Origin of the sequence: Photobacterium salinisoli (assembly GCF_003614885.1) — a bacterium.
GTDB classification, from domain to species: domain Bacteria; phylum Pseudomonadota; class Gammaproteobacteria; order Enterobacterales; family Vibrionaceae; genus Photobacterium; species Photobacterium salinisoli.
Genome location: NZ_QZMS01000011.1, coordinates 1,018,318 through 1,032,944, shown reverse-complemented (window position 1 = coordinate 1,032,944; position 14,627 = coordinate 1,018,318). Strand labels below are relative to the sequence as shown.

1 protein-coding gene is annotated in these 14,627 nt (G+C 54.8%); it reads right to left on the bottom strand.

Going from position 1 to position 14,627, the window contains the following annotated elements; all coding sequences use genetic code 11:
* Window positions 1-3 precede the first annotated feature (3 nt).
* Window positions 4-14,391: a retention module-containing protein gene (locus D6M16_RS22300; protein ID WP_162941068.1), complete on the bottom strand. Its 14,388-nt coding sequence runs from the start codon at window positions 14,389-14,391 to the stop codon at window positions 4-6.
* Window positions 14,392-14,627 lie beyond the last annotated feature (236 nt).

Below are 14,627 nucleotides of genomic sequence, written 5' to 3'. Positions count from 1 at the left end.
CCTCTAGGGATCCAGGTTAAACACATTGTTGTCGAACAGGGAGGTGACAATGTCTGTCGCGCTTGAGCTGATATCCAGTCCCAGACCACCCAGGTCCAGATTTTCCAGCACCACATTGTGTTCACCGTCCGCCGTGTTCAATGTGAGGTTAACACTGTCGCTGGCATCAATACTGGCGTCAATGTTATCCAGCAGACGGGTGAGCTCATCAGCACCGTCGTCCGGCAACACATCCGACAGGGTCAGCACATCTTCACCGGGATTCAGATCTGTAATCACATCGGTGTTGGCCGGTGTAGTGACAGAGGCAGTATTGATCACAAAATTATCGGCGCCTTCCCCGCCGGTTAAGATGTCATCACCGGGGCCGGCTATCAGAGTATCATCACCCGCCAGTGCGCTCAGGGTGCTGCCCGCCGTTTGTGCCGTCAGCACATCATTGGTTGCGGTGGCAAAACTGATATCCAGCAGCAGGGAGCCATTGCTGAACAGGGTTTCCAGTTTTTCTCCGTCGGTTAATCCGGCCGGATCTTCCCCGAGTAAACTGGCCTGACTGACGCCTTCCAGCACTATGCTCTGCACAAGAGCGCCGCCGTCAAGAATATTGAGCAGCGTATCACTGCCACTGTCGGCCAGTTGGATCTGCGCAGCCAAATCAACAAAGGAGGTGCTGCCTGAGGTATCGACCGCTTCGGTCAGGTCAATCCCGTCAATACCGGATTCGAAATCTTTCACTGTATCCGTTGCGGCACTGCCCGCGCTGCCCAAATCCGCCGCTATCCATTTGAACAGGTCGCGTACCCCGTCGCCGGAGCCACCCTCTTCACCGCCCCAGAGAATATCATCGCCTGCGCCGCCAATCAGAATGTCCGCACCTAATCCGCCGATCAGAATATCATCACTGTCGCCGCCAAACAGGGTGTCGTCACCGTCACCACTGATCACCAGATTCGGCTCGCCGCCATCACCAGCACCAATTTCACCACCAGTGGTTGCCGGATCATCGATACGAATTTCAATCGCAACCGGAGCTGATTCTGCCTGACTGCCGTCGGTTTCTTCCGAGATGGCCACTACCTCCAGATTGCTCGTCCCTGCCGGCAGCCCGGTTACAAACAGCTCGCTGAGTAAATCAGGGGTCACTGTCCAGCTGCCATCCCCGTTATCGGTGCCGATACCGGTGCCGCTGCTGTCCACCAGCTGGCCGGCGCCCAGATTACGAATCTCGACGGTCAGGGTTTCATTTGGATCGGCGGCCACCGCTTCCAGCCCCAGCAGCGGTATCAAAGCGCCCAGTGCGCCGCGCATGGCTGCCGTTTGCGGAACAGCTAGCGTCAACGTTGGCGGGTTCGCCACCGGCGACACACTGATATTGACGGTAGTTGAGGTCGATTTAGGACCATCTGTGCCCACATTGCCATTGTCATTCACCGTCACGGTCACGACGTCATCACCATTGAAACCGGCCTCGCCCTGATAACTGACACCCGCAGCCAGAATGGCATTGATCTCATCCAGACTGCCTTCCAGGGTGACATTCTCCGTACCATTGTCTGTCACGGTTGCGCCAGATCCGCCGGGAACGGTCACCGTCAGGGCGCCATTGGTCGCGCTCAGGGTTACCGTCATCACGCCGGTTGATCCGGCGTCATTAAAATCAACGTCTGTCACCGACAGACCGTTAATTATCAATGGCGTATCTTCGTCGACCGTCTGATCCGGTATCACAGGCAAAACAGGGGCGTCGTTAATGGCCTGTACCTGGATGGTGACAGTGTCTGTGTCTTCCAGTGCCCCGCCTATGCCGGTATTGCCCTGATCATTGGTGGTCATCGTCAGGGTGACATCACCACTGAATTCAGCATCAGGGGTGAAATTGATACCACTGGTCAGCAAGGCATTGATATCCGTGATAGAGCCTTCCAGCACTAAGGTGCCTGTGCCGTCGCCGCTGATACTTAACGCGCCTGTGGGACTGCCGGGAGGGATCGCCAGTACGCCGTCGGTGACTGACAGGGTGACTGTCATTGTCCCTTCGGTGTCTTCATCGACATCGACGTCTGTCACCTGCAGGGTGTTAATCAGCAAAGTTGTGTCTTCATCGACGGTTAGCAGATCGGCAGGTACCTCATTAACCGGCGCATCGTTGACACTGTCCAGTGTCACTGTAATGGTTTCAAATACCGCCAGATCATCCGTGGCTTCGTCATCTAAATCGACAGCGCGAATATCCAGAGCCAACTGACCGTTCCAGTTGCTGCTGTTGGCATCACCGGGCACGAATATCAGGCTGTCCAGCGAGGCGCTTTCCACTTGCACCGTCCAGCTGCCGTCACCGTTATCCGTCACATTGCCGGGTACACCCGGTGGCAGTTCAATGCTGCTGGAATCCGGCACGTTGGATACGATGATCTGCAGCATTTCAGGACCGGTTTCATTAACATTCGGAGCCTCTGCCACGCTGAGTTCATCATCGATGGCCTGAATATTCAGGATCAGCTCAACATTCTGATCTTCCGTGCCTGCGGCTGTGGTTGTAATGTCAGTATCCACCCCGTCTGCCACCGGGATAATCACCAGATTGAACGTATCGCGAAATTCAACCGGATCAGGCAGGCTGTCTTCTTTGGTGAAGACCACAATGTCAATATTCACCACACCGCTGAAATCTTTCGGGGGGACAACAGTGATATTGCTGCCTCCCCCTGCCGGAAACGACCATTCGCCATTCCCGTTGTTTGCTGCTCCTAAGACAACAAAACCTGCAGGCACATTTTCCAGCTTGACCGACAAAAACTGCTCTGAACCGTCAATATCCAGGGCGGCACCGGAAATCCCTCCCAGAATAATTTCCGATGAGTCTTCAAACTGCACGATGGGGACATCGGTACCGATAAACTCGACCTGATCGTTCACCGCAATAATTTCAAAGCTGGTACTGCCACTGACGTTTGCCGTATCCGTTTCGGTTGCTGCGCCCGGGGTTTCATCAAAGACCGCCAGATCCTGCACATCGGCGTTCAGCAATAATTCCACAGTACCGCTGTAATCCTCTGCAGGCTGAAACCGGACCGCACTGAGCTGGCTGGTATCGGTAATCGTGATACTGGTGACCAGATTGCCCTCGGCATCCACTAATGACCCGGTGGCCGGATCGGCCACAGTGACAATGACCTGAGTAAAGGTTTCCAGACCTTCTTCCTGGGTGGTGCTGATGTCGCCGACCACACCGCCCAGATCCAGCGTAATCAGGCCGTCTTCATAGGCTGTACCTGAAACGATGACTTCCGGTTCGCCGGATTCCGACACCGGTTGGCGGTTGGCATCCAATCCCTGGGTGTCGACCACCGAAATAGTGGAACTGGGTGTATCCACCACAGGCGAGATACGAATGGGGATACTGTCTGTCACCTGATTGGTATCACCACTGACAATATCCGTGTTGACGTAACGGACTTCCAGCATGAAATCACCGGCGAAATCCTGCGGCAGATTGAGTGTTACCCCGGTCAGATCCACGGTTCCGTCGGGATTAACGGGGGCTTTGATCTGGTATTGGCCAGTGGTGAAATTAAATTCCATCCCGGATATCGAGGCACCCGGCGGCAGTAAACTGGCATCGATGACGAGAGAGAACTCATCGTCGCCCTGATCGCCGGATGCAGTGTCCACCTGCACAATCTGCTGCAAGTAGTCGCCTAATTCGACCTGAGTATCTTCAGTGCCCAGCACCACAACAGAATCATCAACCACAATGTCGCCCGCGAATTTATCAAAATCCCCCTGACTGAAATTCACGGTGATTACATCAGAGACGATGACAATGGCACTGGCATCGCCGTCATCACTGAGATCCTGGACTTCGCCGGCGATTTCAATTTGCGCCGAGCCGACAAAATTGGGCGGCGCGATAATGCGGATCTGATCAATATCTCCGGCTGGCACCACCCAGCTGCCGTCCCCGTTGTTAATACCGCCGATCACCACAAATCCGCTATTGGGCTGATCTAAAAAGGTAATCACCACATTGGTGATCACTTCGTCGCTGCTGGGATCAAAATCTTCAAACGCGACGATGCCGACGGAATCAGGACCACCGGTTAAGTCCAGTTCGCCATCGACGGTGATCTCGTTTTCCTCAAAAATCGGATTGCCGCTGCCGTCCGTGCCAATTTGTACCCCAATGCCGGCATCCGGTTCGACAACCGCCTGAATATCCAGCGTAATAGTGCCGGTGACCTGCCCAGTAGCCACCGCGGGTGAGTCGACATCATCTTCCTGCATGTCTACCACTGTGGTCAGGGTGACATCCAGATCTGAGTCTTCCGGTGCGATGAGCTGCAGCTGAGCCCCGCCCTGCAACAACGCAAATTCCGCCGCGCTGAGTGTCACTGAGCCACTGCCGTCAACAGTCAGGGTCGTGATGCTGCCGCCATCATTAATTTGCAGTGAGTAACCGGGATCTGTCGGAATGTTCTGAATTGTCAGGCCGGTGGCAAACTCTTTGCTGTCCGCCAGCACGGGCTGCCAGTCTATCGTGACCGCTTGATCTTCCAGCCCCTGACTGGTTCGGGTGTAATTGCCACTGTTGATGACAGGTTCAATATGGATAATCAGATTGGTGTCATACACCAGTTGATCCCCATCATTTTCTGTCACCACATAGCGCACATCCAGCACCACATCTTCGGTCGCATTGGGTGGTGGCTGAATCACAATATCGCCGGCGGTAACACTGCCGTTCAGGCTCAGCTGATACCTGGGCAATCCGGTATCCGGATCTGTCCCGGCAAAAATCAGGGTTTGTTCATTACCCGAGGCATCAAAGATCACCGTACCTTCAGGAATGTTGGCCACCAGAACCGACAAAATCTCAGAGTCGTCATCCGGGGCATTGGGTTTTTCTCCCGACGACACCATGAAATCGACCGTAACCTGACCGCCTTCCTCTATGGTGGTCTCAAGCGCATCCTCCCCGGGCACTTCAGTCCAGATGGAACCTGTGGTGTCAATGAAGGGCTGATCGGCCACACCGGTCAGCGCGACATTGATGGTCTGAGCCGGGATCACCCGCTCATCGGTTGCCGTAGTGGTGGTGCCGTCTGCCAGCGTGATGTCAACCTGATCACGCACAATCCCTTCCACAATAAAGGAAAAGTCGACATTGCTTTCCGGCACAGGCTGCAACTGAATCTCGCCGATATCGGTGTAAGCAAATTCATAGACGCCATTGGCATCCGGGCTGAGTGGTGTGCCGTTTTGCAGCAATACAACGCCATCAGGCAGGCCAGAAATACGGACAAACAGGGTTTCAACGCCAAAGTCATCCGCGGTATCGTCCAGCTCGGTCAGGGTAATATGATCACTGAGCGGAATCGGTTCATCTTCCAGCCCTTCCACACGAGTGACCCTGAGCTGCGCATCATCTGCCACCGGCAGTACATTGATCACCACTTCCTGAACCACAGACTGGGCGGTTTCCGAACCGACCAGAGGATTCAGGGTTTCCGTACTCTGCGCTATCAGTTCTAGCCGGATATCGCCACTGAAGTTATCGACAGGGTCGACCGCCACAGTATTGATCTGGCTGACCGGGACTAAGAAAGACCCGTCGCCCTGATCAATCAGCCCTTCGCCGACTATCTGGCCTTCCCCTTCGACAATACGCACTATATACACCAGCTCTTCGGAACCGTCGGTATCTTGCAGCAAGGCGTTAAATGACGGACCGATATTGATGTTATCACCGTCTTCCTGCCCGTTGCCGTAGTGCACCTGTGCCGCGCCGTCCCAGACAGGCACATCGGCAATACCCTGGACATCAACGGACAAAATGCCGGTCAATTGAGCCGGCGGCGTGCCTTCTGTGACGTCAATCTGGGCGGTCACGGTGAAATCCAGCAAGAAGCCAGGCTCGGCAGCCGTCGAGTAATCGGGGTCAGGCACAAAGGTGACCCCTTCAAGCTCAAACACGCCGTCCCCGTCGGGATCAGTAAAGGCACTGGCCGGAATTTGTACCTGACCGCCGGTTGGGGTGAGCAGCACACCGTCGAGATAAAAATCCCCGTGCGGGTCGGCCGGCAGAACAATAAAGACCTCACCGATGGTTTCGCCTCTGTCCTGATCGCCCAGATCGATTGACATGGTGACAGGAATCCCCAGAGCAGGATCGGCCAGACTTTCATCCGGGTCCGGATTGCGCCCCTGCTCTTCCACGCCTTGTGCAAGATCAACCGTGAGCACAGGGTTGTCATCTGTGATAATCAGGTTGATCAGGCTGGTGTCCAGATCGTTATCGCCATCAAGCACTTCGAACGTCAGCGTGCTGCTCAGGGCGGTGTCTGCATGATCGATATCGGGCTGCGACACAAAAAACGCGTCGCCTTCCGGGTGAACAAATAACTGGCCAATCAGTTGGCCACCTTCAAAAATATCTATCGCAACAAACCCGTTGGCATCCGGCGTGCCGCTGGCTAAGTCGGTCCGGTTACCGTCTGCGTCAATAATGGCCGTCACTTGTGCATCATCGGCCCCTTCCTGACTGACCGCCAGCAGATCCAGCGTGCTGCTTGTCTGTCCTTCCACTAAGGTATCGAAGGTCACATCGGTCGTGACAGGCAGATCATCATTCACGGTCACAGACAGTGTAACGGCAGCACTGGGGTCATCATCCTGATCGACGGCGGAAACGGTGAAATCAATCTGCAGGCTGGTATCGTTATCCGGTTGCTGGTGATCAAGCGCTCCTGTCAGGGTAAAGGTGTAACTGGCCGAGGCAACATCGAAGTCCAGAATGAACACTGTGATGCCATTGGCCCGGCCCAGATAGGTGTCTGTCCCGGCATCATAGACCAGAGTCACAGGGTTGCCGCCTGAAGTCAGCCCGCTATTGGCGGCATTGAAGGCATCCACATCAACAACAAATTCAGCCACTTCATCTGAGCCGGAGTCCAGCGTGATCTGGCCGGTAGCAGATTCGCCGTCACCGCCCGGATTGGTGCCCGGATGAACGCCGCTGCCGCCATCCAGATCGGCTTCTGTCACAATGACCGCTTCAATCGCAGTCACAACCGGGTCATCGCCGTCTTGAATCGTCACATTGACCGGCACCAGGTTATCGAGAAAATCACCATCGGTATCCTGCACCTGAACCGGTAACTGGAATTGGATCTGATCATTTTGCGACACCACCAGGTCTGAAGTGTCTGTCCCGTTATGATCCAGGGGAGCAAGCTGTTCAACCACCAGACTGATATCAACTCCTGCGCCATCAGCATTCTGGGTGGCGACCAGCGTCGCGGTCAGCACGATCGCACCACCAGCGCTCAGGGTCAGTACCTTGCTCGCATTGTCCCAGTTTGCCGTCACAGGCAGACCGCCTGCGGTGATTTCAGCCCCCAGTTCGCTGATCAGCTGTGCAAGCGTAGCAGCGTCCAGTGTGACTGTAGCCGGGTCGAGCCTGTCGACACCCGGATTGATCGTTAACTCTGTCTGTCCCGATACCGGATAACCATCGGCCGGATCGGCCGGAGTGAGATCGCCTTCAGTCAAGACAATGTCAGTCACACCGGTAAAACTGCCGTCGGCGTTGGTTCCATCGGCAATGGTGAGGGTTATCGTGCCCGGCGCGCTGGTATCGCCATCTCTGTCCTGCGCCAGCACCGTCAGAGTCAGGTTATTGTTATCCGGCGCATCGAACTGATCGAGCGGCTGGGTCTGGTTCACCACATAATTACCATCGATATCAATCGTAATGGTCAGGACAGTGATAGCAGGATCATCAGTACGAGTGACGGTAATGGTATCGCCATTCACCACATAATCTGTCTCAAAACCGTTGCTGGTCAGATTGTCCAGTGCTGCCTGCGTCGCATCAAAAAACACAGCAACGATACCGTCACTGCCGGTATCGATATCTATATTGCCGTTTTCTGAGGCGATACCCTCATCACCTTCATTCAGACTGACGCCGGAATCGCTGCCAAAAGCAGGCAGATCGCCATCAATGATTGCAATCCGGGTCACATCCGGGGTCGTCAGTAAATCGCCGTCACTGTCGGCGACCTGCAGGGGCACATCAATGCGAATATCGCTGCCGTTGGCCAGCACGATATCGCCGTTGAGATCGACATGCTCCAACGGACTGAACTGCTCGACAGTCGCGGTGACATCCACATCGCTGCCATTCTGGCTGGCCGTGAATGTCACGGTTAACACAGGGTCATTACCGCCCGTTGTCACCAAGGTAATAGTGACAACGCCATCGACGGTTTCATCAACAATCGCGGTTAACGCCTCACCGTTTGAGGTCAGTGCGGAGAGTTCAGTTTGCAGCGTGTCTGCCGCGCCGGCTTCGAGCATCAGCGTGCTGGCGACCAGATCATCCGTTACCGCGGCAATCGCAAAGGTAGTGGCGTTATCAACCGGATAGGCCTCTGCCGGGTTTGTGGTCTCCAAATCGCCTTCAGTGATACTGAGGGTGCGGTTGCCGCCTTCCGCATCCGGGCCGTCGGTGATGTTAATGATCAGATTGCCCTGATTACTGCTGTCACCGTCCTGATCAACCGCAATCAGCGGCAGCACCAGCTCAGTAATATCGCCGTCATCAAGCTGTTCCAGCGGTAAGTGCTGCACAACCGTGTATGTGCCATCGGTATTTACGGTGACCGTCAGTACAGGCGTGCCGTCTGTGTCTGTTACCAGTTCGATGACATTGCCTGTTACCGTATAACTGGTGTTAACCCCGTTAGAAACCAAATCGTCCAGCGATGGCTGACTGTCGGCAAACTCGATCGTGGCAATCGCATCGCTACCGATGTCCAGCGGTATGCTGCCGTTGACTGTCTGTTCGGCCAGGGTTTCGGTAAAGTTGGTGCCGCTGTCTGTGCCGAGTGACGGCAAAACGCCATCGGTAATGGTGACTTGCGCATTGACGGGTTGCTGCAGCGGATCACCGTCTGCATCTGCCAACTGGACCGGAATACTGACCACTAAATCCGTGCCGTTAACCGCGACCCGCCCGGTATTATTGCCCGCCTGATTATGATCCAGCGGTAAATGCTGAGTGGTTGAAAAACTGAGAGTCACATCCTGGCCGTTTGCCGCCTGTGCGGCGGTCAGGGTGATCGTCAGGACAGGCGTGCCGTCAGACAACGCACCGGTCAGCTCACCCGTGGCGGCGTTATATGTGAAGGTCAGCGCTTGTCCGCCTGATGTCAGCTCGGCTTCAAGCTCATCAATCACATCCTGAAGCTGTGCGGGGTCGATTTCAATCGTAGACGGGTCAAGCCGGTCTTCCCCTGCCACCACATCCGCTGTGGTTGCGTTGGTGGCCGGGTAACCGCTGGGGGCCAGATCGGGTTCAGTCAGCGCAAGCGCAATGGTGCCACCCCCGGCAGGATCGTCGCCATCGGTCACAGTGATGGTGACAGTTCCTGTATTGGTATCACCGTCTTCATCCGTAATGATGAGATTTAACGGCAAATCAATACTGTTGCTGGCATCCTGATCCAGCGTGCCGGTCAGCAGCGTATCGTAGCTGCCGTCTTCCGCAATGGTCACGGTCAGAATGAGGTTACCATCAGCATCGCTGACCGTAATTTCATTGCCATTGACCGCGAAGGTGACTGGCTGACCATTGCTGTTGATACCGGACAAACCGGGCTGGTCAGGCGCAAAATTCAGGGACGCCAGAGCATCAGAACCAATATCCACACTGATGCTGCCACCGTTGTTCACCACGCCGTTATCGGCGGTTTCATTAACGGTTACCCCTATTTCGTCGAACAGCACAGGAATATCGCCATCGCTGATTGTCACTGTCGCCGCAACCGGTGCGATCAGGCTGTCGCCGTCTGCATCGTCAGCCTGGACATTGAAAGTAATGGCAATTGTATCGCCGCTGACAGACACAAAACCGTCGCTGTTACCGGCCAAATTATGATTGAGCGGCAGGTTCTGAGTGATCGCGAGGTTGAGCGACACATCATTGCTGTTCGCGACCTGAGTGGCTGTAAGCACGATACTGACAGCGACGGTGCCATCAGCCAGTGCGCCCTGTAACACACCCGTTGCCGGGTCGTAAGTAAAGGTCAGCGGTTCTGTGCCTGAACCCACTTCTGCATTGAGTTCAGTGATCAATGCCTGCACGTCGGCCGGATCGATTTGTACCGATTCCGGCACTAACCGGTCGGCACCTGCGGCAATCACGACATCCTGGCTATTGCTTGCCGGGTATAAGGTGGGATCAGAATCCGGCTCTGTTATAGCAACAGCGACACTTTCGCCACCCGCGGCATCGCCGCCGTCGGTGATATTGACTGTGATAGTACCCGGCGTGGTGTCTCCGTCATCATCGGTCAGCAACACGTTAAGCGGAATCACCAGCGGATCAGAATCGGTCTGGTCAAAAGTACCGGTCAGGGTGACATCGTACGCACCGCTCTCGTCAATATTGACCGTCAAAATAACAGTGCCTTCAGCGTCGATCACCTGCAACGTGTCGTCATCGGCCAGATTGACAGTCACATCGGCGCCATTGCTTTGTATGCCCACCAGACCCGGCTGGGTCGGTGAAAACGTCAGGCTGGCAATCGCGTCACTGCCGATATCAATGCCTATGCTGCCGGGTAAAGTGGCACCCTGATCGTCGGTTTCGTTGAGGCTGACTTCAGTGTCGTCAAGAAAGGCCGGCAGCTTACCGTCAATGATGACTGAGATACTGTTCACCGGCACAGGTAAGCTGTCGCCGTCCACATCCTGAAGCTGTATCGGCGCATTGATACGGATTTCAGCACCGTTGACTCTCACCAGCCCGGTATCACTTCCACCTGACAGGTGATCCAAAGGGGCAAACTGGGTGACTTCAACAGTCACGTTCACATTACGGTTACCTTCGGGTTGATCCCCGCTGGGCAAGATGCTGAGCACCAGAGTGCCATCAGCCAAGCTTCCTTCCAACGCACCAGTCGTCGCATTCACGGCAAATGTCAGGGGTTCGCCACCGGAACTCAGTTCTGCATTTAACTCTGCGATCAGGGCATCTATCTGATCCGCATCAAATGCCACGGAATCGGGCAACAGCCTGTCAACCCCGGCAAAGATCTCTGTCGTTTCCGAGGACGTTGTCGGATAACCACTGGGGTCCAGCTCCGGCTCCGGAAAAAATACCACAATACTATCTCGTGGATTAATGGGGTCCTGACCATCAGCCACATCGACTCGGATCACACCTATGGTCTCATCACCATCGGCGTCAGTCAGCACAACATTCATCGGGATACTGACCAGATCAGCGCCAATCTGGTCAAGGGTGCCTGTCAGCAACACTTCGTATTGCCCGTCAGGTGATATCGTTACTGTCATCACAACAGTCCCGTTATCATCCACCAGTTGAATCTGATTACCGTTGGCGACCAGAGAGACAGGATTCAGGTCACTGGTAACATCAAGCGCAGGCTGGTCGTCAGCAAAGACCAGAGAAGCGATAGCATCACTTCCGCCGTCCACCGGAATACTGCCTATCACAGGCGAATTCTGATCCGTCGTTTCGTTGATCAGCAGACCGGGATCGATGCCCAGTACAGGGTCATCACCGTCCGTAATAGTGACAGTAACAGCTGCCGGTGTCGCTAAACTGTCGCCGTCCGTATCCTCGGCGTTCAGCGGCAGGGTTAATGCAATCGTCTCGCCATTGGTCGTGACATAAGGTGAGGTGACAGTACTGTCGATATGATCTAAGGGCACATGCTGAGTGACAGTAATACTGACCGCCAGATCTTTATCGCCGGACTGCGCCGTCGTAAAGCTGACTGCTAACGCCAGTGAATTGTCAGGCAAGCGGCCTTCCATTACACCCGTTGCCGGATTGACCGAGAAAGTGATGGTCTGAGCATCCGAGGTCAGTACCGCGCTCAGGTCATCAAGAATAGCCTGCAATTGTGCCGGATCCAGCGCCAGCGAATCGGGCACCAGACGGTCGGCACCGGCCGATATCACAATGTCATCCGTGCCGGTCTGCGGATAGTTATCCGGATCGGAATCAGGTTCGGTGAACGTAATGCTGCCCGCTTCTCCGCCTGCGGCATCGTCACCATCCTGAATCGTCAGGGTGATCTGCCCCTGCGCCGTATCGCCGTCGTCATCCGTTGCCAGTACCGCCACAGGCAAGATAATCTGGTCATCGCCGCTCAGCTCATCGAACGAATCGGTGATGATCACCTCATAGCTGCCGTCAATGCTGATGGTTGCAGTCAGAATAACAGTGCCGGACTCATCCAGTATCTGCAGTTGATTGTCACTGACACTGTAGCTCACCGGATTGCCGTTACTGGACAAAGCGCCAATGGCATCAGCCAGTGCCTGATTATCAATAATCGTCACAGACGCAACATCATCACTGCCAGTGTCGAGTTCAATCTGACCGGCAACGGCATTGCCGTCATTGGTGGTTTCATTCACAACCGCGCCACTGTCATCACCAAACGCTGGCAGCAGGCCGTCGGTAATCGTACTGGTGACTAAAACAGGATCATTCAGGAAATCACCATCGGTGTCGCGCGCCTGTAGCGGGACAGTAATCACAATCGCTTCGCCGGACACGGTAACCAGCCCATCGCTGTTACCGCTCTGATTATGAATTAAAGGAAGGTATTGGGTCAGTGTGGCGCTCACCGTCATATCCAGGCCATTAGGCGCCTGAACGGCAGACAAGGTGATTTCAAGAGCCAGGGTGCCATCGGATAAGCGCCCTTCAATCGCATCGGTTTGCGCGTTGTAAGTAAAAATCAGTGGCTGATCGCCTGACCGCACGTCGGCGGCCAGCTCTGCCAACAGAGCATCACGCTGCGTGGCATCCACTTCCAGTGTGGTTGGATCCATGCGGTCTGCCCCGGCAATAACTGTGACGGAGCTGCTGTTGGAAACCGGGTAGTTATCCGGGACCAAATCCGGCTCAGTCACCGCCAGACTGATGGTCTCTCCGCCGGGAGGTGTATCGCCATCAAATATCCCGATCAGGATAACCCCCTGACTGCTGTCACTGTCAAAATCAGTCGCTGTCACGCCAATCAGCAAAATAGCATCCAGCAAAGACGCCTCATCGACCGCCAGAAACTGTGTCACGGTATAACTGCCGTCAGTATTAATAGTAATGGTCAGTACATCGGCACCCGACGAATCGAGCAAGGTCAGTTGATTACCATTTATCAGTAGTGTGGTGGGATTGCCGTTACTGGTCACATTGGCAAGAAATGGCTGCTCAGCATCAAACACTAAGGTATCAATCGCGTCACTGCCGACATCCAGCGTAACCTGTCCGGTAAGCGGAATCCCCAGCTCTGAGGCTTCATCAATAATGGTGATACCGGCACCCAGTTGCGGATCCGCGCCATCCAGAATGGTCGCGGTCACACTGATCGGCGCATCAAGTGGATTACCGGCCACATCGGCGCCCTGAACATCGGCCCGTATCGTCAGGGTATCCCCGGCAATCGACACCCTGCCGCCCGCGCCGCCATCAAGGTGATCAACCGGGCCTGTCAGCACAGTTGTCACCGTCACAGTGACATCACGGCCACTGGCTACCGCTTCCAGAGAAAGCGTGACAACCGTTTGTCCCTGACTCTCACCAATAATCGCATTCTGGCCAGCATCAAAACGGAAAACAACGGGCTGACCACCGGATGTAACTTCGTTAGCGAGTTCTGTCAGCAATACATTCAGCGTTGCGGGATCAAAGGTAAATGCCGCGGGATCAAGCGGTAAGGTGCCGGCTTCCACCAGGACGCTTGCTATGGTTTCAGTTGGATAAGTGGCGGGGGCTAAATCCCCTTCAGTCACAGAGACAGCTAGGCTGGCGCCGCCGCTCGCGGCATAGATAACATCCGTCTCATCCTCGGTGTCTGTCTCAGCAAATTCATACTCAGTATCAAACCCGGTTTCAGTAAGAACGCTGTCGCCATCATAATCAATCACCACAAAACCACTGTTGGCAGCGACACTGGCACTGCTGCTGCCCAGGGCGGCCGCCTCAAACACTTCCGTTGGATCTTCCCCGGCAAGGATCAGTGCCTGCAGTTGTTCAACATCCAGATCAACCGGCGGTGGTTGCTCGCTGCCGGGCTGTTCAAACTGAACATTATCGGCAATATCTGACACCCAAACACCGCCACCATTGAGCAACACACAGGTCGGACAGGGGCGATCGACCAGTACCGGCTCACCATTTTGCATCATTATATAGCGGGCATAGCCGTTCGCGACCACCAGTTCATCGGGCTGAACCTGGTAGGCGAAATCGACCGGTTTTACCGAGCCATCGGGCTTGATAACGAATACCACCCCGTTTTCAACGGTCAGGGTTGCCAGACCATTTGAGACAGACTCTGCCATAATCTCTCGCTGACGCAGGGAAGCAATAACCTTGCCGTGAGCAACGGGTTCTTCCCATTCGCTGACTCACCGGCGGGTCAGTGTTCCTCATCTGATAATTAAGAATTGTAGAATAGAAGTGATACACATCACTTTTTCTTGTTCTATCCTTGTCATTACCGGGCAATTCAGTGGGTTAATTTCGTTCTTTCAGCGATGTTGAATCAGAACTGATACCCAAAGTACTGAAGTCGAGT